A 19,382-nucleotide genomic window follows, 5' to 3' on the forward strand; every position below is an offset into this window, starting at 1 on the left:
TGATAGTGGAGAAGCGGGGAAACCAGAGACACCAGGAACAGGGGGAACGACACCAGATTTACCAGGTGAGGAAGGGTCAACGCCAGATTTACCGGGTGATAGTGGAGAAGCAGGGAAACCAGAGACACCAGGAACAGGAGGAACAACACCGGATTTACCAGGTGAGGAAGGAACAACGCCAGATTTACCGGGTGATAGTGGAGAAGCGGGGAAACCAGAGACACCAGGAACAGGGGGAACGACACCAGATTTACCAGGTGAGGAAGGGTCAACGCCAGATTTACCGGGTGATAGTGGAGAAGCAGGGAAACCAGAGACATCAGGAACTACAAATCAGGATGTATCAGGTGAGACTACTAATTCAAGTGAAGTAGAAAGGTTACCTAACACTGGTTATGAAGATACATTACCATATATGGGAGCGATTATGACTTCATTAGGTGGATTTTTAGTATTAAAAAAGAAAAAACGTAAGTAATTCTAGAGTATTTTACTTATAACAAAAGAGTGTTTGAAATATTTCAAACACTCTTTAAATTTATATGTTATGTTGAGAATAGGGTACCAGCAAAGGTTCATGTTATGGAGTAGATACAGTAAAAATATATCTAAAATAGTTATAAGACAAATTATAATGTTGCAATATTAGTTATTATGCTCTCTTATCACTATTATTTATAATAAAGAAAATAAGCTATAGATAATAGCGAAAAATCCCATTTGTGAATATAATGCTCATATATAGGAGTATACTATAATCAACTTTTAGTAGTATAACCTCCTTTTTTTATTATCTTTGGCATAGAGTCCAATTTACTTAGCTCTTCCTTCTTTATGACTAAATATTAAGTTAGTTCTCTTAATACTATTATTTATTATAATTAATTGACATTATTGTTTTACACATTTAAAGAATACACCATCTTGTAGATACACAAGATATCCATCTTGTATATATAATTCATCAAAATCACTATTAGGATTAGTTGAGCTAGTTATATCTAATGCTGTAATTGTATTCCCTTTTAAACCAGTTCCTTTTAATGAATCCATCTTATATCCATTGCAGAAAGCCTTTGCAGGAACTTTAGCAATCAAATATTTAGGCTCATCTATCGTAAATCCAAATGAGTTGTTAGTATATTTATCTTTACTTAAAACTATTGTCTTATTAAGAGGTTTAGTATCAGCTGTAGTTAATAATGTATAGCCAATAACTTTTTCTATACGCCACGTTCCATAATATTTTGCCATAGCATCTTTAGATGATTCATCTTTATTTTGTGTTACTCTATCTTTAACTACTTCATTTTTGCTAGGTGTACTAGTTTGTTTAGCAATTTCAGCTTCTTTTTTAGTAGGTTTAGTAGCTGGTTTTACAGTAGTTTCTTTATCTTTAGTTATATCTGACTCTTTTTGATTTTCAGAAGTTTTTACGGAATCTTTATTAGTAGAATTATCTTTATCATTAGTTTTAGTAGTATCAGTTTGTTTGTTTATATCTGCGTTATCATTATTACTAGATGAATTATCCTGTACTACCGCTTGCTCAGTTTGGTTATTAGCAGCACTATTTTGTGATGATTTATCTGCGCAACCAGATACGACTAATGCACTTCCTAAAATAAGAATTCCTATAAGTAATTTTTTCATAAATTGTATACCTCCATTATAAGCATAAGTATACACATAAGTATAAAGGATAAGTATGAAAAATATTACCATCAAATATTAACAAAGTGTTAAAAAATAATAGTTTGTTAATTTTTTATACAAAAAAAGAAGGGGGATTCCCTTCAAATTTTATTGTTGTTCTTTAGGTAATTTTGAAACTACTATATTTCTAACTGTATTGTGTAATTCAGCTATTTCTTCCTTTGAAAGATTTGTAACATCTATAGGTTCATGTATATAAACTTCAACATCAGAAGATTTAATTTTACCTCCGTTAGCCTCTAAAAGTTTGTATGATCCGTTTATAGTAACTGGGACTATTTTAACCTTTGACTTTAAGGCCAATTTAAAGCTACCTGCTTTAAATTCTGCTACAGGTTTACCCTTACTTCTAGTTCCTTCAGGGAATATAACCATTGAATATCCTGATCTAAGGATCTGTATACCTTGTACAATTGCTTCTGCCGACTTTCTCATATTACTTCTGTCCATGAAGACACAATTAATATATTTCATCCACATACTAATTGCAGGCCATTTTTCTAATTCTTTTTTTGCAATAAATCCTTTAGGTACATCAATTGTACTCATTATTAATGGTATATCAAAATTACTCTGATGGTCTGATACAAATAATACCGCTTCATCTTTAGGAATGTTTTCTTTTCCATATACTTTAAGCTTAGCACCGCTAATCCACATAATATACTTTGCCCATGTGTGGGTTACTTTGTAGATAGCGGTAGTTCGCTCTGCATCTTTCCCTTTAATTTCTAAATACTTTATCTTAATTAATCCAATAGGTGCAATAATTAAACTAAGAATTATTCCAGGATAGAAAAGTATTGTTCTTAACATAATACCAATCCTCTCTAAGTTTTAAATAAATCATATAAAAAAAGTATATTATAAATTGTAAAAATTTAAAAGAACTAAAAAAAATAGAGTGACATATATTTTAAGTAAGATATTTAAATAGAGAAGGTGATAAGTAATATGAGTAATTTTATAAAAGATAAACTTAATGTAACCTTTATGAAAGGAATTACTAAGGAAGAGCCTATAATTCCAAGGTGTTATACTCTTACTCACTCAGATGAAACTGGTGATTTATATTTAGATGTAGGACTAAAGTTTGCATATAATAAGATTACAGCTACTAGAGATGAAGTTTTAGCAGAATGGTCTAAGATGGGGAACAAATATATTCTAAAAATTGATTTGCATGTTGATGGGCCATTAAATGGACTTGATATAAAAAAACGGGATCAAATATTTAGAAAAGAACTTAAATTAGCTATAGAAAGTATTGTTTACGGCGATAAAATATTTTTTTATAAACATAATATATTAGATGAATCTCCAATTATAGTATACTTTAATTCAAAACAAGAAGAATTCAATAAAATAGAATGCTGGGGAATAATTAAAGATTATATGAGAAGTGACTATATAGATGAGGCTAAAAAAGAGGTGGATAATAACTTTAAAAGTGAATTAGAATGTGAAAACATAAGTGATGAATATGAGGGACAAGTTATAATAACGCTTTTGCTACCATACATCGATAGAGCAATATATTATGAAACAAAAAATAGAAGAAGGTTTTCAAAAGAAGACGTTGAATTAATTAATATAGAAAAAATAAATGATTATAGAAATTCAAATGATTATAAAGTAAAAGTCAAAGCTTACTATGAGGCTGAAGAAAGCTTTAATATGGAGTTTATAATTAAATCGAGCAGAATAGAAATAAAAAAAGTAGAAAAAATATAAGGGTTTTTGGCAATAATACTTAATAAGATAGGGGTGAAAATAATGAAAAAATTTTTTCCTATGATACTTACAAGTATTATTGTCATTTTGTTTTTAGGAATATTTATTTATTCTAAACAAAATTATTCACAGGCTAGTATGGAAAATATAGCAGGATTTGTGGATAACAGATTAGTAACTGTTAGTAATTTTCAAAACAGTATATTAGTAAAGCCAAAAGAGAGAGATGCTATGGTAGGTTATATATTCTATCCACAAAATAATATAGATGAGAAATCTTATATTCCTGTTATGGCAGAAGTTGCACAACGAGGTTTTAATATATATATAATAAAAACTCCTCTGCATTTAAATTTAAATACAAATAAGCTTGGTGAACAAATAGTATCTACAAATCAATATATAAAAAAATGGGTTATTGGAGGAGTTGGTGAAGGCGAGAAATCTGCAAGTGATTTTCATGATAAAATAAAGGAGACTGGAAATGCTGAACTAGTATTATATAATGATGTTATTCCAGTTTTAGATGGAAATAATTATTATTGTGATAGATACTATAAAGAAAATGTATTAGAGAGTAGCAAAAACTTGCTTAAATATTTAAATAAAGTTAGGAATTAAGATGTCTTAAGGATAAATTTATTATATATTTGCAAAAATTTAAGAGTAAATTAAGATTAGTGAATTAAACTAGTATTTATATGAAATACGGTTTAGTAAAGGAGTTATGTGATGGAATGTAGAGAATCTTATGATATAGGGAAAAATGAAAAAATAATAGGGTTAACAGAGGACCAGGTAAAAGAGCGAATTTTAAGGGGAGAAACAAATAAAATTCCTAAGGCTCCATCAAAAACCTTTCCACAAATTTTAAGATCTAACTTTTTTACTATGTTTAATGCACTAAATCTTGTTCTTGCAGCAGCAGTAATAATTGCAGGTTCACCTAAAAATGCAATATTTGCAGGTGTAATAGTTGTAAATAGTTTAATTGGGGTTATACAGGAAGTTAAAGCAAAGAACATAATAGAAAAGCTTTCAGTAATTAGCGAAGCTAATTGTAATGTAATAAGAAGTGGATTTATTAGAAGAATAGGAATAGAAGAGATAGTAAAGGATGATATAGTATATGTTACATCCGGAGATCAGATTTTGGCTGATGGAGTTTTAAGTGAAGGAAATGAACTTGAAATAGATGAATCAATGCTTACAGGAGAAGCAGATCCTATTCATAAGAAAAAAGATGATAAAATTCTTTCTGGTAGTTTCGTTGTAGCTGGAGAAGGATATATGAGAATTACTAAGGTTGGAGCTAATACATATTCTTCAAAACTTGCAAATGAGGCAAGAAAATTCAAAATAACAAATTCAGAATTACAAAATTCATTAAATAAAATATTAAAAGTACTACTTTTCCTAATAATTCCTATAGGGATAATACTTGCAACTACTCAACTTATATTTATAAAAGCTAGTTGGCAAGATGCGGTAATAGGAACTGTATCAGGAATAATAGGTATGGTACCAGAAGGTTTAGTGTTACTTACAAGTGCAACGTTTATTGTTGCAATAATAAAGTTATCTCAATATGATACTTTGGTACAAGAGCTTTCAGCAACTGAAGTTTTAGCAAGAGTAGATGTTTTATGCGTAGATAAGACTGGGACAATAACAGAAGGTACTTTAAAATTAATAGATGTAATAAACTTATCAGATTATGAAAACAAAGAAATAGATGATGTATTATCATCTATAGCACATAATTTACCTAGTAAAAATCCAACTCAACAAGCAGTACTAGATAGATATAAAGAAGATTCAGAACTCGAGATAATAGAAAAGGTTCCTTTCTCATCGAAAAGAAAATGGGGAGGAATAGTAACTAAAGATAATGGGTCTTGGATATTTGGAGCTCCAGAGATAGTAATGGGAAATAAATATCTAGAAATTAAAGCTAAGGTTGAAGAAGAAGCGATGAAGGGCAGAAGAGTCCTTATACTTGCAAAATCAGATCTTAACTCATTAAGAGGAGAAAAGCTTAAAGATGTAGAGAAAGTTGCATTAATCTTAATTGAAGACATAATAAGACAAGATGCTCCAGAAACTTTAAAATTCTTTAAAGATGAAGGAGTTCAAGTTAAAGTAATATCAGGAGATAATCCTGTCACTGTATCTTCAGTTGCAAAGAGAGCTGGAGTAGAAGGTGCTGAAAATTATATAGATGCAAGAGAACTTCCAGAGGATATGGAAGAGCTAAAAAAAGAAGTTGAGAAGTATAGTGTATTTGGAAGAGTTACTCCTCATCAAAAGAAATCACTTGTAATCGCACTTCAAGAAAATGAGCATACTGTTGCCATGACAGGTGATGGAGTTAACGATGTTTTAGCACTTAAAGAAGCTGATTGTGGAATAGCTATGGCAAATGGATCAGATGCCACAAAAGCAGTATCACAACTTGTGCTTATGAAATCAAACTTTAGTGCATTACCTAAGGTTGTTGCTGAAGGAAGACAGCAAATAAATAACTTAGAGAGAGTAGCACAGTTATTTTTAACAAAGACAACTTACTCAATAATACTTGCAGTTGTATTTTCAATACTATTACTTCCATTCCCAATACAACCAATACAGCTTTCATTAATAGGAAGTTGTGCAATAGGGATACCAGCACTATTCTTAGCACTACTACCTAATACAGAAAGAGTTAAAAAAGGATTCCTTGGAAGAATACTAACAGCTAGTATACCGAATGGTGTTCTAATAGCAATATTTGTTTCAGCTACTTTTGCTATATCATATAACTATGCAGGTGCATCTATTGAAACAGCAAGAACGCTTGCAGTACTTATGCTTGCAGGAGTAAGTATGGTAATACTATTTAAGGTTGCATTACCACTTACACCATTTAAAGTTGCATTGGTATTTATAATGATGGGAATAGTATTACTTGGATTTATTACTCCAATAGGAAGATTGATATTTACTTTAAATAAACTTACAACAATGCAATGGATATTATCAGGGGCTACAATAGCAGCATCAATACCAATACTTGCTGCGGTAGTAAGCTTAATTAGAGTTAGAAGACATGTTGAACAATAAAAGCATATAAAATACTAATAGAAGTAGTTTAACTACTTCTATTTTTATATTCTTAATTATTTTAGTGAAAAAGTTTATAATGATATTTTGAGAAAACTATTGAAAATAATTACGAATAAGCTTTAGAGGAAAGTTTATAGAAAGATGTTGGTGGTATTTTCCATAAATGTTTGACATATAGATTATATTGTAATAAAATTAATGTGTTACGCCCCTATAGTTTAATGGATAGAATAGTCCCCTCCTAAGGGATAGATACAGGTTCGATTCCTGTTAGGGGTGCCATATACAATAAATAAATGACTTAACCACGTAGGTTAAGTCATTTATTTTGCTTAAAAAGTGATAAAAAGGTGACTAAAAGTTTTTCCGAGAACGTAGTCACCTTTTTTATTGAATAAAATATATAATCATTAAATAATTCAAGTTAAGCTCTATTAGTATTCTAGTCTTAAAGTATAGAAAAAAATTTCAAAAGATTAATTAAAGTGCAGAGAGAGCGTTGAGTAAGGTATTAAAATTAAATAGTTTATTAATAGGATAGAAACCTACAATTCCATGTACTAGAGCACTATGTAAGAGTGTAGAAATTAAAACTAAAAAAGTAGTAAAAGAATGATCTATTGGAAGTAAATCAATAAATGAGATATTATTATATAAGATTTATAAATCAAACAAAACAGAATTAATGATTAAATAATTCTATTAAGTAATGATTAAATATTGTTTAAAGGAGAGAGCAAAATGAGAGTATTAGAAAATTTAGAACCTAAAAAAGTATTTGAATTTTTTGAAGATTTAACAAGAATACCTCATGATTCTGGAAATGAAAAAGAAATTAGTGATTATCTTGTTAAGTTTGCAAAAGAGAGAAATCTTGAAGTCATTCAAGATAAGGCTTTAAATGTAATAATTAAAAAGCCTGCTACAAAAGGGTATGAGAATATACCAGGAGTTATAATCCAAGGTCATATGGATATGGTATGTGAGAAGCTAAAGCATAGTAATCATGACTTTGAAAAAGATCCATTAAAATTAAGAATTGTTGATGATGAATTTGTTTATGCAACAGATACTACTTTAGGAGCTGATGATGGTATAGCGGTAGCATATGGGCTAGCTATATTAGATTCTAATGTAATAGAGCATCCAGCAATAGAGTTTGTAGTAACTACAGAAGAAGAGACCGTTATGGGTGGAGCTAATGAGTTAGACACATCAGGATTGAAAGGAAAAGTTCTTTTAAATATAGATGCTGAAGAAGAGGGAGTATTTATTTTAGGTTGTGCTGGTGGAATTCTGGTTTACCCAGAAATAAAAATAGAATTTGAAGATTTTAATGGAGAGTCTTTGCAATTAGAGGTTGCAGGACTTAAAGGTGGGCATTCTGGAATGGAGATTCACAAGCAAAGAGGAAATGCTAATAAGTTAATGGGAAGACTTTTATATACGTTAGGTAAAGAAGTTAACTTTAATATTGCAACAATTAATGGTGGATCAAAATCTAATGCTATACCTCGTTCTTGTAAAACTATAATTAGTGTAAGAAAAGAAGAAATAGAAAAAGTTAAAGAGATTTGCGCTAATTTAGAAAAAGACTTTAAGAATGAATATAAAGTAGAAGATTCAGATATTCATATTATAGTTAAAAGTGATGAAAAGTTAGAGAAACAATTAACTAAAAAGGTTACGGATAGTTTAATAAGATTCTTATTTGTAGTTCCAGATGGCATACAATCTATGAGTAAAGAAATAGACGGGTTAGTAGAAAGCAGCTTAAATGTTGGGATAGTAGAAACTTTAGAGGATAGAATTAAATTTATTATTGATATAAGAAGTGCAGTTAGAAGCAAAACGCATGAGATTGTAAATAGAATAGAGGCTCTTTGTGATGCCGTAGGAGCTGCTATGGACCAAAATGGTGAATATCCAGAGTGGCAATATGAACCGAAATCAAGAATAAAAGATTTAAGCGTAAAAACGTATAATAATTTATTTGGAATTGAGCCTCAAATAACCGCTCTACATGCAGGGCTTGAAAGTGGAATATTTAAAGAAAAACTACCATCTGATGTAGAAATAATAAGTTTTGGACCAGATATATTTGATGTACATACTGCAAATGAGCATTTTAGCATAGAATCTGTTGGACGATTCTATAAATTCTTAACTCAGCTATTAAAGAATATGAAATAATAAAGTTATTTTATCGCGTAGTTTATAGCTATCATAAAAAATAAAATTACTATTAAAGAGTTAAATAGATCTTCAGATAATAAGTATATCTCGATGTTAAATTTAAAAACATTAAATTTGTTATATATAGTAAGATAAGTTTATCATATAGTTTTATGGTATAATTTACTATGAAAATAAAAAATGAAAAATTTATATATAAAAATTAGAGGTGAAGAAGGAATTTATGAGTAAAGAGGAAGCACTCAGTAAGTTAAGTAAAGAAGAGGTGGCAATTGTATTTAAGCATTCTGCACTCGTTACAATATTGTGTAGTGCCATCTATATTTTATTATCTTTTATGGAATTTGAGCTATTTAGTTCTATATGGATAGAGATATTATCTGCAATAGTATTTTTTGCTCTTCAGTTTACCTTTTTATATTTAGCAAAATCGCTAGATAAAAAATTAGAAGAATTAAAACAATTATAAAGAATAGAAAAAAGATAGACATTTAATATACGTCTATCTTTTTGTTTTAATTTAAGTTTAAGATTATCATTAATCCAATCTCTTATATATTATAGGAGATTCGAATCCAAATGTTATCTTATCATCCTTTTTAAACACTTCACTTACCTCTAGAACACCATCTGACATTCTTTCTTTCAATATGAATGTTGTACTAGGTGTAAAATGACTTATACTTTCTCCAATAAAGCTACCATCTTTATAAGAATATATCATTGGAGTGAATTTAGGAGATATTTTTAATTCATTAAAATCCATAGTTAAATCTACATTATCATTTCTGAAATCCTCTTTTGATATAGCATTAGGTAATTCATAAGATTCTAATACTACATTTCCTTCTTTATTTAATTTAAATAAGAATAAATGAGGAAGAATATTTTTGAAGTTCCCCATATCATAATAACTTTCTTCTATAACAAAGTAACCATTAAAGCCTTCTGGAATATCTTTAATTTTATCATTGCATACTCCATTTATATGATGAGCTTTTGGATGAATTATTTTTCCTAAAGCTTTTTCTTTAGATATTTGTTCATCATTATTGAATTCTCCGCATAGATTTTTAATAAATAGCTCTAATTTTTCCAAAATAAGCACCTCCATAAAAGTATATAAGTTAATTATAATACTTTTATTTTAGGATAAACGTTAAAATTTTATAATTTAATGAAAATAATTTAAGTATGTAGGGGGAATGTATGGGAATACAAGCAAAACTAATAAAGAAGTTAATAAAAATAAAGGTGTATGAGTGTTTGAAAGGGCAAGTAGTAATAGAGATGAAGTGCTTAAAGATGTTATCAGAGGAGTATAGAAGTTATGAAGTATTTTTAGAAAAGGCCCTTAGTAAGCTAAATGGTATTACAAGTATAGATGTTGATATATCCAAAGGATTTATAACCATAAATTATGATGATAATAAACAAAGTGAGGATAATGTAATAAAGTGGGCTTATAAAGTGAAAGATATTGGAATAGATAACTTTGATTTAATAAAAACAGAGGGAGAGAAGAATCTAGATAATGTAGTGAAAATTATAGAAAATAAGCTTGATAAAGAACTAAAAGACTATTGTTAAAAATATAACACGCAAAGTTCGACAAAGTCTAACACCTTGAAAATACACGCTTAGACATGGTTTTTAAGTGCTTGAAAAATAGATTATTGTTAAAGTATTAACAAATAGATAAAATAAGGTTAAAATTTTAACAAAGTATAAAATAAAAAGGTATTTTGGGATCGTAGAAGATATCAGATATATTTATAAAAAATATTAAATCTAAAGGAGGAGTAATGAGAAGAAGTAGTGGAATATTGATGCATATATCATCATTGCCAGGAGACTTTGGAATAGGAACTTTAGGGGAAAAGGCATATGACTTTATTGATTTCTTAAAGGCAAGTGGACAACATTATTGGCAGATCTTACCCCTAGGGCAAACTAGTTATGGTGATTCTCCTTATCAAAGTTTTTCAGCCTTTGCTGGTAATCCTTATTTTATCGATTTTAACTTATTAAAGGATGAGGGATTATTAAAGGAAGATGACTATATAAATGAAAGTTATGGAGCAAATAGGGAATCCATAGACTATGCTTTACTTTTTACGGTTAAATATAAGATTTTAAACAAAGCTTATAAGAATTTCAATAAGGATGACTTTAAAGACTATGAGGAATTTAAAACCAAAAATAAATTCTGGTTAGATGATTATTCTTTATATATGGCGATTAAGAAAAACTTAGCATTATGCAGCTGGAGAAATTGGGATAAAGGAATAAGAGGGAGAGAAGATAAGATACTTAAAGAGTGTAGAGATAAATTATCTTATGAAATAGATTTTTGGAAGTTTGTTCAATACGAATTCTTTAAACAGTGGGTGAGATTAAGAGCATATGCAAATAAAAATGGAATAAAAATAATAGGAGATATACCTATATATGTAGCGGAAGATAGTGCGGATATATGGGCAAATCCTAAGCTATTTAAGACAGATAAAGATTTGAATTTAGAAGTTGTCTCAGGTTGCCCTCCAGATGCTTTTACAGAAGATGGACAGTTATGGGGTAATCCTATATATGATTGGAAGGAACATGAGAAGGATGGTTTTAAATGGTGGATATCCAGGATTAAAGAGAGTTTTAAACTATATGATATGGTAAGAATTGATCATTTTAGAGGTTTTGAATCTTATTGGGAAGTTCCTTATGGAGAAAGTACTGCAAAGAATGGAAAATGGGTTAAAGGACCTGGTATTAAGCTGTTTAATTCAATTAAGAGTGAACTTGGAGACCTTGATATAATAGCAGAAGATTTAGGTTTTTTAACTGATGAAGTAAAGGAATTTAAAGATAAAGCAGGATTTCCAGGTATGAAGGTGCTGGAGTTTGCATTTGGAGAAGAGGATAGTGATTATTTGCCACATAATGTAGATGAAAATTGTGTTTATTATATAGGCACTCATGATAATGAAACTATAGTTGGTTGGTACAATAATATTAAAAATAAAAAAGATAGGGAGATGGCTAAGGACTACTTTTATATAAATAAAGAAGAGGGAATAAACTTTGGATTTTTAAGAGGAGTACTATCAAGTAGGAGTAAACTTGTTATAATTCAAATGCAAGATATATTAGGGCTTGGCAACGAAGCTAGAATGAATGAGCCATCAATACTAGGATGCAATTGGAGATTTAGAATAAGAGAAGAAGATCTAAGTAATAATCTAAGTAAAAAACTTTTAAAGATGACTAAACTATATAGTAGATTTTAGACTTTGATTAAATAGCTTAAATTCCTTTATTATCTTAGAGGATTTTAGGCTATTTTTATTTATATAATGACTGTATATTAAGGCTTTTTTATGGCATATAATAAGGCGTAGGAATATATAAAATTTTTTTAGTATATGATATAATGGAAAATAATATAATAAAATAACTAAAATTGTGAATTGTGGGAGAGTGATAATTGTTGGACTCTAGTTATACGGGGCAGATAGTTTTATTATTAGTACTTCTTGTTTTATCAGCATTCTTCTCTATGTCAGAGACTGCGCTTATGTCATTAAGTAAGATTAGAATAAGGCATATGGTTGAAGAGGGAGTAAAAGGAGCTAAGTTAGTAGAAAAGTTAATAGAAGATCCAAACAAGCTTCTAGGAGCTATTTTGATAGGTAATAATATAGTAAATATAGGTGCATCAGCTATAGCGACATCACTTGCTGTTAAAGTATCAGGTGGAAGTGAAAGTGCGGTAGCGATTGTAACTGCAGTTATGACTGTTTTAATTTTAATTTTTGGGGAAATTACTCCGAAGTCTATTGCAAAACAAAAGTCAGAGCAAGTATCTTTAGGGGTTAGTAAACCTATAAAGTTATGTGTGTTTATATTTAAACCTTTTGTAGTGATATTTACTGCTATTTCATCAGTATTTATTAGATTATTCGGTGGAGATCCAAAAGCTACTGAACCATTTATTACAGAAGAAGAGCTTAAGACAATGGTTGGTGTAAGTGAAGAAGAAGGGGTCCTTGAGGATGTTGAAAAAGAAATGATTTTTAATGTTTTTGATTTTGCAGATCTTCAAGTTAAAGATGTAATGGTTCAAAGAGTAGACGTTACAGCCATTGAAGTAAATGATTCATATGAAGATTTATTAAAGATAATAAAAGAAGATCAATATTCAAGAATTCCTGTTTATGATGATACTATAGACGACATAGTTGGAATACTTAATGTAAAAGATCTTATAATAGCAGGATACAAGGGTGAAGCATTTAATGTAACGGAATATATGCGTGAACCTTTATATACATTTGAATTTAAGAAGATAACGGAACTTTTCAATGAAATGAAAAAATCAAGAAATCATATGGCGGTTGTACTTGATGAATATGGTGGAACTGTTGGGATAGTAACAATTGAAGACTTAGTTGAAGAAATTGTTGGTGATATTCAAGATGAGTATGACAAAGAAAGAGATATGATTGAAGTAATAAAGGAAGATGAATATGTAGTTGACGGAAGTGCAAGACTAGATGATATAAGTGATCTTATAGGGGTTAATATGGAATCAGAAGAATTTGATTCTGTAGGTGGACTTATTATAGGTGAACTTGGAAGAATTCCTGAAGAACATGAAGAGATAGTAATAGATAGAATTAGATTTGTCGTTGAAGAAATTGAAAAAAATAGAATAATGAAAGTAAGAATATATACTTAAAATTAAAGGACGGCGAAGTGCTGTCCTTTAATTCTATAATTTTATAATTGAAGTGGTGATTTTATGAATTACATAGATTTAGCATTAGAAGAGGCAAGAAAAGCACTAGAGATTGGGGAAATACCAGTTGGAGCAGTAATTGTAAAGGATAATAAAGTTATTGGAAAGGGATATAATTTAAAAGAATATAGGAAAAGTGTTATTGCACATGCAGAGATAATAGCTATAGAAGAGGCGTGTAAGACTATTGGAGATTGGAGATTGAATGGGGCAGAAATGTATGTAACTTTAGAGCCATGTCCAATGTGTGCAAGTGCTATAATACAGAGCAGGATATCAAGGCTTCATATAGGTACATTTAATAAAGATATGGGGGCGTGTGGATCTGTTATTGATATTGTGAACAATAGATATATAAACTCTTATATACATATAAATTGGTTATATAACGAAGAATGTAGCAAACTTATAACTGATTTTTTTAAAAATAAAAGAAATGAGAAAAAACTTTATAAAAAAGTAATGAAGAAATAATCATTATCTGTTATATTATAGAAAAACATAAGGAGGTATGGTATGAACAATCCAGTGGCATTTGAAATTTATGGATTTAAGGTTATGTGGTATGGTATTCTTATAGGATTAGGTATAGTTCTAGCATTTATATTAGCGTATAAAAATGCTAAGAAAAAAGGATTAGATTTTGATGTGTTAATAGATGTATTCTTAATTTCTTTTCCTTGTGCAATAATAGGAGCTAGAGCATATTATGTAATATTTGAGTGGAGTAATTATAAGGATAACTTATCAGATATATTTAGGATAAGAGAGGGTGGTCTTGCAATCCATGGAGGGCTTATTGGCGCATTCTTAGCTGCGTTCATATATACAAGAATTAAGAAAATAAGCTTCTTGGCATATGCAGATTTAGTTGCACCATCAATTATATTGGCTCAAGCTGTTGGTAGATGGGGAAATTTTATGAACAGTGAAGCGCACGGTGGACCTGTATCACGTGAATTTATATCAAAATTCCCTGAATTTATTCAAGATGGAATGAATATAAATGGACAGTATTATCATCCGACATTTTTATATGAATCTATATGGGATATTTTGGTTTGCATAATACTAGTTATAATATTGTATAAAGTGAAAAAAGGATATGAGGGAGTAGTGATAAGCTCATATATGATATTATACTCAATTGGAAGATTCTTTATTGAGGGGCTTAGGACAGATAGTCTTATGTTTATGGGACTTAGAATGGCACAACTTATATCACTTGCAGGAATAGTGCTAGGGTTAATATTTATATTTATTATAGTTAAAAAGAATAAAAATAGAAATGTTATAAAATAGTTTATATAAAAAATAAAAGGAATGTGTACTGAGATGCACATTCCTTTTGTTATTAAATATTTCCTAATTGAAGGATTTTTGTTGCTGTTAATTCATCAGTAACAAGAGAATCTATTAAATTTCCATTTAATGCGCCTAAAATAGAAACTGATTTAAATTTACCTGTGACAATACATATTTTATTTTCTACTGAAAGGATAGAATCAAGATCTACTCCGAAAACCTTATTATTTAAGTCTATATCTAAGAATTCACCATTCTTATTATATAATCGTCCAAATAATGCACCAACTGCTTCGTGTTTTATAAAATCATTTTGGTAAAATGATTCCTTCCAAAGCAAGGTTGAATAAATTGATTCTGGAGTACCGATTCCTGTCAATAAGATATTCATTTTTTGAGATTTTAAAAGAGATTGATTTATAATTAACTCCATAGCTAAGTTTTTCCTTGTAACATCATTCATTATGTAAAGAGGTGCATAAAGAAAACGATAATTTGCATCATACTTAGTAGACAATAAATGTATTAAACTTGGAGTATCCATAGTTATATTTTTCTTTCCAAAAGTACCGAAGGGTTGAACTATTGTAAGTGGAAGCTTTTTCTCGGGTTTTATATTTCTAATTGCTTGATATAATGTTTTTCCCCAAGTTACTCCAACGATGCTATCTTCCTCTAGAATTGATTGAATATAATCAGCCGCAGCTTTCCCAACGGTTTGTGAAATATCTATAGTATCATTATTGTTTACTTTAGTAATGATAACTTCCTTCAAGTTGAAGTGTTCTTTGAATTTTTTTTCTAGTGATGTCACTCTAGATTCAGGGCGATTTATTTCTATATTCACTATATTTTTTTCGCGTGCTTCTTGCAAATATTTTGCGATTTTAAAGCGAGTGGTATCGAACTCTTTTGCTATTTCGGATTGTGTTTTATTTTCATTGTAGTATAGATTTGATATATCTGCCAGAAAATCATTGTATTGCTTTTCAAAATTATCTTCGAATTTCATGTAATCATACCTCGATTTTAGATTATTCTCATTAAATATGCTTCTAAAATAAAAAATATAAATTTAATAATATTTTTTATCTTAAAATTTATAGTAATAATAAACTACATTTAATTATAAAGGAAAATAATCTTTAATACCATCTAAAAAAACAGTTACCGCCAATAAATCAGCGCTTCCACCGGGGCTTATCTTTCTTTCTGAGAATTCTTTATCTAGTTTTATTACTTCTTTTTCGATAGATTTTAAGTTTTTATATTCCATGAGATTAAGTATTTCTGTCGATCTTGTATTTACTTCTTCTAAAACGTCTATATTGTGTCTGTGTAAAAGAGTAGAATCTTCACAATGAGCCATTATACAAATTAATGTAAGATATAACCTTTGATTTGTTTTTAGGTTTGAATATTTTTCATAAAAAGGTAGGCTGTGATTAAATACAGTTGGTAGACCTTTCTCAACTTCTCCTCTAATCCCTGTTATTCCGTATTTTTTGAATATTTTTTCTCCGTAAGTTATTGTATTCTTGTTTTTCTTAGAACATAATTCATTTTTAACTAAGTTAGATGAAATCTCCTTTATTACACTGTGTACTGAATCAAAGGGTAAATTGTTATAAAATGCTCTTGATACAGAAGCAACTACAACTCCAAGTAAGAATATTAATCCTTTATGTGTGTTTATTTTTTTTGTAGCAGTAAACATTGCATCTTCTATATTAATGCCTATAGGTCTTATTGTAGATAATAATTTATTAAGTGGGATTTGGGACATGCTCATCTCTATTATTTCTTTAAATAAGGGTCCTATTTCTGAAATGCTATCGATAAATGTGTAATAATCCATATCATTATGAGCTCCTGTTGAAACAGGAGATACTAATCCTGGAGAGGGATAGCAGCTTACCTCGTACAATAAAGATTTTATTATTAAACTAGTCGCTTTTTCTATGAAAAGTTTTCTATCAACTTTCAAAACACTCTCTCCTTTTCTTTAACATATGAAAAAATATATCACAAATGATAAAAAGAGACAACTTTGTGTAACTTGAAAAACGTTTTCATTTTATAAAAACATGAAAAATAATACAATTTACTACAAAATATATATAAAAATAAGCAAAAAAGTAACAAGTTTTAGGTTAAACAATGTAAAATATCGTAAATAATTAAAAAAATTAAAAAGTATTGTACTTTGAAAAGGGTATGGTAAAATAAAGTCACAAGCACAAATGTTAAGAAAATAAACAAAAGTAAAATAATTAGGAGAAAATATATATGGGAGTATGGATGTATGAAGGAGAGTTGAAAATTGATTTAACATTTATTTCATTTGATCCTCAAAGGGATATAAAAAATAAAAAGAAGGTTGAAAAATTCTTAGACGAAGAAGGACTTAGCTATTTAGATGATATTGAATTCACGATAGCAGTATTTAATCATAATGAAGTAATAGCTACTGGATCATTAGATGATAATGTACTAAAATGCTTTGCTGTAAGAGAGGATTTTAAGAATAGGGGTTTAACAAATGAGATAGTTAAGTTACTTACTGAAAAAGAATTTGAAAATAATAAAACACACTTATTCATATATACAAAACCAGAAAATTGCGAGCTTTTTGAAAGTCTTGGTTATCATACAATAGCAAAAATTGAAGGATTAGTAGCTTTATTAGAAAATAAAGCTAATGGATTAAAGAAATATCTTCAGAAACTTAGTAAGACTAGGGTAGAAGGAGATAATATTTCATCCATTGTTATGAATTGTAATCCATTTACAAAGGGGCATCTTTTCCTCATTGAAAAGGCAGCAAAAGAAAATGATATAGTTCATTTATTTATCTTAACAGAAGATAAGTCGGAATTTAGTACATATGATAGATTGGCTATGGTAAAGGTAGGTGTAGCTCACTTAGATAACGTTATCATACATGAAGCAGGAAAATATATAATTTCAAATGCTACGTTTCCTTCTTATTTTATAAAAGGACAAGAGAAGATTGTAAAGGCTCATGCTTATTTAGATTTAAATTTATTTTCTAAGTACATTGCTAAAACTCTTAATATTACATGTAGATATGTTGGAGAAGAACCACTGTCTAATGTAACAAATGATTACAATGAATATATGAAAGATATACTTCCTGACTATGGTATAGATGTTATTGAAGTGCCAAGGTTAGAATACAACGGACAAGCTATATCAGCTTCACGTGTTCGTGAATTTTTGCTTGAAAATAAATTAGATATGATAAAGGAGCTTGTTCCTAAGACAACATTTGATTATTTATTGAATTTAAATAAACAAAATAATATTTTTGGAGGTATTTAGTATGAAAATTAAAAAGCCTGCAGTAGCAGGAACACTTGAATCAAGTGATTGCATAGTTTCAGTAGAACCATCAGATACAAATAATATTGAAATAAATTTAACCAGTACTGTTAAAAAACAATTTGGTAATGAAATAATGGAGGTTGCAAGGGAAACTCTTAAGAGGTTAAAAGTAGATGAAGTTATCATGGAGATAAATGATAAAGGAGCTTTAAACTGTGTTATAGAAGCCCGTATTGAATCTGCAATTTACAGAGCTGCTGAATTAAAAGAATTTGATTGGAGGAATTATTAATGACAAGATTAAGAAGATCAATGATGTTTGTACCAGGAAGCAAGCCTGCAATGATAAAAGATTGCACTATATATGGAGCTGATTCAGTAATGTTTGATTTGGAGGATTCAGTTTCTATTTTAGAAAAGGATACAGCTAGGAGACTTGTGTATCATGCATTAAAATCAATGGACTTTGGAGACACTGAGACAGTTGTTCGTGTTAATGCTTTAGATTCTGAGTTTGGATTAGAAGATTTAAAAGCTATAGTTAGAGCACAGCCTGATGTTATACGTTTACCAAAGACAGAAACTGCACAGGATGTAATAGATATGGAAAATGTAATTGCATCTATTGAAGAAGAGGTAGGTTTACCTATTGGAACTACAAAAATGATGGCTGCTATAGAATCAGCATTAGGTGTTTTAAATGCTTATGACATTGCAACTTCATCTAAACGTTTAATGGGTATAGCACTTGGCGCAGAAGATTTTGTAACAGATATGAAAACTAATAGATCACCAGAAGGTATTGAGTTATTAGCAGCACGTAGTCAAATAATACTAGCATCAAGAGCAGCAAAAATCTCAGCTTTTGATACTGTATACTCAGACGTAAATAATGAAGAGGGTTTTATAAGGGAAGCTACATTAATAAAACAATTAGGATTTGATGGTAAATCACTTATAAATCCAAAACAAATAGATTTATTACATAAAATTTATGAACCAACTCTAAAGGAAATTGAAAAATCTATACTAATAATTGAAGCGGCAGAGGAAGCTGAAAGAAGAGGTTCAGGAGTTGTTTCTGTTAATGGTAAGATGATTGATAAACCGATTATTGCAAGAGCAGAGCGTGTATTAATGATTGCAAAAGCTTCAGGAATAGCATATGAAAAGGAAGTGTAAT

Annotated in this window: 19 protein-coding genes and 1 tRNA gene; 15 read left to right on the forward strand and 5 right to left on the reverse strand. The window is 29.4% G+C overall.

The window, feature by feature from the left end; translation table 11 throughout:
* A partial coding sequence (locus K5V21_RS16820; RefSeq protein WP_221862253.1) for an LPXTG cell wall anchor domain-containing protein occupies positions 1-478 on the forward strand: 478 nt, incomplete at its 5' end.
* 413 nt (positions 479-891) lie between these two features.
* Here K5V21_RS16820 and K5V21_RS16825 read toward each other — a convergent pair.
* Both K5V21_RS16825 and K5V21_RS16830 read right to left on the reverse strand, forming a co-directional pair.
* Positions 892-1,653, reverse strand: a complete 762-nt coding sequence (locus K5V21_RS16825; RefSeq protein WP_221862254.1) for a hypothetical protein — start codon at positions 1,651-1,653, stop codon at positions 892-894.
* A gap of 150 nt (positions 1,654-1,803) precedes the next feature.
* A complete protein-coding gene (locus K5V21_RS16830; RefSeq protein WP_221862255.1) occupies positions 1,804-2,532 on the reverse strand; it encodes a lysophospholipid acyltransferase family protein in 729 nt (242 codons plus the stop codon).
* Positions 2,533-2,670: 138 nt separating this feature from the next.
* Between K5V21_RS16830 and K5V21_RS16835 the strand changes: the two genes are divergently transcribed.
* From K5V21_RS16835 to K5V21_RS16860, 6 genes are all read left to right on the forward strand, one after another.
* Positions 2,671-3,450 carry a staygreen family protein gene (locus K5V21_RS16835; RefSeq protein WP_221862256.1) on the forward strand — a complete coding sequence of 260 codons (780 nt, stop codon included), beginning with the start codon at positions 2,671-2,673 and terminating at the stop codon, positions 3,448-3,450.
* 42 nt (positions 3,451-3,492) lie between these two features.
* The gene (locus K5V21_RS16840; RefSeq protein WP_221862257.1) at positions 3,493-4,071 is read left to right on the forward strand and encodes an alpha/beta hydrolase; all 579 of its coding nucleotides are present in this window, start codon (positions 3,493-3,495) and stop codon (positions 4,069-4,071) included.
* 111 nt (positions 4,072-4,182) lie between these two features.
* Complete coding sequence (locus tag K5V21_RS16845) at positions 4,183-6,552, forward strand: cation-translocating P-type ATPase (RefSeq protein WP_221862258.1); 2,370 nt, start codon at positions 4,183-4,185, stop codon at positions 6,550-6,552.
* A gap of 210 nt (positions 6,553-6,762) precedes the next feature.
* A tRNA-Arg gene (locus tag K5V21_RS16850) sits at positions 6,763-6,837 on the forward strand.
* Between the two features lie 459 nt (positions 6,838-7,296).
* On the forward strand, positions 7,297-8,748 hold the full coding sequence (locus K5V21_RS16855; RefSeq protein WP_221862259.1) for an aminoacyl-histidine dipeptidase: 1,452 nt from the start codon (positions 7,297-7,299) through the stop codon (positions 8,746-8,748).
* Positions 8,749-8,974: 226 nt separating this feature from the next.
* Positions 8,975-9,220: a hypothetical protein gene (locus K5V21_RS16860; protein WP_204596186.1), complete on the forward strand. Its 246-nt coding sequence runs from the start codon at positions 8,975-8,977 to the stop codon at positions 9,218-9,220.
* Positions 9,221-9,289: 69 nt separating this feature from the next.
* Here the strand turns inward: K5V21_RS16860 and K5V21_RS16865 are convergent, their stop codons facing one another.
* Entirely contained in the window at positions 9,290-9,850 is a 561-nt protein-coding gene (locus K5V21_RS16865; RefSeq protein WP_221862260.1) for a hypothetical protein, read from the reverse strand.
* A gap of 110 nt (positions 9,851-9,960) precedes the next feature.
* Here K5V21_RS16865 and K5V21_RS16870 point away from each other — a divergent pair, with 110 nt between their 5' ends.
* From K5V21_RS16870 to lgt, 5 genes are all read left to right on the forward strand, one after another.
* A complete protein-coding gene (locus K5V21_RS16870) occupies positions 9,961-10,341 on the forward strand; it encodes a heavy-metal-associated domain-containing protein (RefSeq protein WP_221862261.1) in 381 nt (126 codons plus the stop codon).
* A 215-nt stretch (positions 10,342-10,556) separates the two neighbouring features.
* On the forward strand, positions 10,557-12,035 hold the full coding sequence (malQ, locus tag K5V21_RS16875; protein ID WP_221862262.1) for a 4-alpha-glucanotransferase: 1,479 nt from the start codon (positions 10,557-10,559) through the stop codon (positions 12,033-12,035).
* A 200-nt stretch (positions 12,036-12,235) separates the two neighbouring features.
* Entirely contained in the window at positions 12,236-13,486 is a 1,251-nt protein-coding gene (locus K5V21_RS16880) for an HlyC/CorC family transporter (protein WP_221862294.1), read from the forward strand.
* A gap of 63 nt (positions 13,487-13,549) precedes the next feature.
* Entirely contained in the window at positions 13,550-14,020 is a 471-nt protein-coding gene (locus K5V21_RS16885) for a nucleoside deaminase (RefSeq protein ID WP_204596181.1), read from the forward strand.
* Between the two features lie 42 nt (positions 14,021-14,062).
* Complete coding sequence (lgt, locus tag K5V21_RS16890; RefSeq protein WP_204596180.1) at positions 14,063-14,848, forward strand: prolipoprotein diacylglyceryl transferase; 786 nt, start codon at positions 14,063-14,065, stop codon at positions 14,846-14,848.
* A gap of 52 nt (positions 14,849-14,900) precedes the next feature.
* On the opposite strand, the gene K5V21_RS16895 is transcribed toward lgt, so the two are convergent.
* Together K5V21_RS16895 and citG are read right to left on the reverse strand one after the other, a co-directional pair.
* Positions 14,901-15,863 carry a sugar-binding transcriptional regulator gene (locus K5V21_RS16895; protein ID WP_204596179.1) on the reverse strand — a complete coding sequence of 321 codons (963 nt, stop codon included), beginning with the start codon at positions 15,861-15,863 and terminating at the stop codon, positions 14,901-14,903.
* A 114-nt stretch (positions 15,864-15,977) separates the two neighbouring features.
* On the reverse strand, positions 15,978-16,838 hold the full coding sequence (gene citG, locus K5V21_RS16900; protein WP_221862263.1) for a triphosphoribosyl-dephospho-CoA synthase CitG: 861 nt from the start codon (positions 16,836-16,838) through the stop codon (positions 15,978-15,980).
* A 302-nt stretch (positions 16,839-17,140) separates the two neighbouring features.
* Between citG and citC the strand changes: the two genes are divergently transcribed.
* The 3 genes from citC to citE are packed head-to-tail and all read left to right on the forward strand — an operon-like array spanning position 17,141 to position 19,381.
* Entirely contained in the window at positions 17,141-18,196 is a 1,056-nt protein-coding gene (gene citC, locus K5V21_RS16905) for a [citrate (pro-3S)-lyase] ligase (protein ID WP_221862264.1), read from the forward strand.
* A 1-nt stretch (position 18,197) separates the two neighbouring features.
* Positions 18,198-18,491: a citrate lyase acyl carrier protein gene (gene citD / locus K5V21_RS16910; RefSeq protein WP_221862265.1), complete on the forward strand. Its 294-nt coding sequence runs from the start codon at positions 18,198-18,200 to the stop codon at positions 18,489-18,491.
* The gene (gene citE / locus K5V21_RS16915) at positions 18,491-19,381 is read left to right on the forward strand and encodes a citrate (pro-3S)-lyase subunit beta (protein ID WP_221862266.1); all 891 of its coding nucleotides are present in this window, start codon (positions 18,491-18,493) and stop codon (positions 19,379-19,381) included. Before citD ends, citE begins: the two co-directional genes overlap by 1 nt.
* Position 19,382 lies beyond the last annotated feature (1 nt).

It is taken from the genome of Clostridium sardiniense, assembly GCF_019753795.1.
In the GTDB taxonomy this organism is placed as follows: Bacteria; Bacillota; Clostridia; order Clostridiales; family Clostridiaceae; genus Clostridium; species Clostridium sardiniense.

Coding starts and splice junctions, on each gene's coding strand:
- K5V21_RS16825 (WP_221862254.1), bottom strand. CDS start 1,653: ATGAAAAAATTACTTATAGGAATTCTTATTTTAGGAAGTGCATTAGTC.
- K5V21_RS16830 (WP_221862255.1), bottom strand. CDS start 2,532: ATGTTAAGAACAATACTTTTCTATCCTGGAATAATTCTTAGTTTAATT.
- K5V21_RS16835 (WP_221862256.1), top strand. CDS start 2,671: ATGAGTAATTTTATAAAAGATAAACTTAATGTAACCTTTATGAAAGGA.
- K5V21_RS16840 (WP_221862257.1), top strand. CDS start 3,493: ATGAAAAAATTTTTTCCTATGATACTTACAAGTATTATTGTCATTTTG.
- K5V21_RS16845 (WP_221862258.1), top strand. CDS start 4,183: ATGGAATGTAGAGAATCTTATGATATAGGGAAAAATGAAAAAATAATA.
- K5V21_RS16855 (WP_221862259.1), top strand. CDS start 7,297: ATGAGAGTATTAGAAAATTTAGAACCTAAAAAAGTATTTGAATTTTTT.
- K5V21_RS16860 (WP_204596186.1), top strand. CDS start 8,975: ATGAGTAAAGAGGAAGCACTCAGTAAGTTAAGTAAAGAAGAGGTGGCA.
- K5V21_RS16870 (WP_221862261.1), top strand. CDS start 9,961: ATGGGAATACAAGCAAAACTAATAAAGAAGTTAATAAAAATAAAGGTG.
- malQ (WP_221862262.1), top strand. CDS start 10,557: ATGAGAAGAAGTAGTGGAATATTGATGCATATATCATCATTGCCAGGA.
- K5V21_RS16885 (WP_204596181.1), top strand. CDS start 13,550: ATGAATTACATAGATTTAGCATTAGAAGAGGCAAGAAAAGCACTAGAG.
- lgt (WP_204596180.1), top strand. CDS start 14,063: ATGAACAATCCAGTGGCATTTGAAATTTATGGATTTAAGGTTATGTGG.
- K5V21_RS16895 (WP_204596179.1), bottom strand. CDS start 15,863: ATGAAATTCGAAGATAATTTTGAAAAGCAATACAATGATTTTCTGGCA.
- citC (WP_221862264.1), top strand. CDS start 17,141: ATGGGAGTATGGATGTATGAAGGAGAGTTGAAAATTGATTTAACATTT.
- citD (WP_221862265.1), top strand. CDS start 18,198: ATGAAAATTAAAAAGCCTGCAGTAGCAGGAACACTTGAATCAAGTGAT.
- citE (WP_221862266.1), top strand. CDS start 18,491: ATGACAAGATTAAGAAGATCAATGATGTTTGTACCAGGAAGCAAGCCT.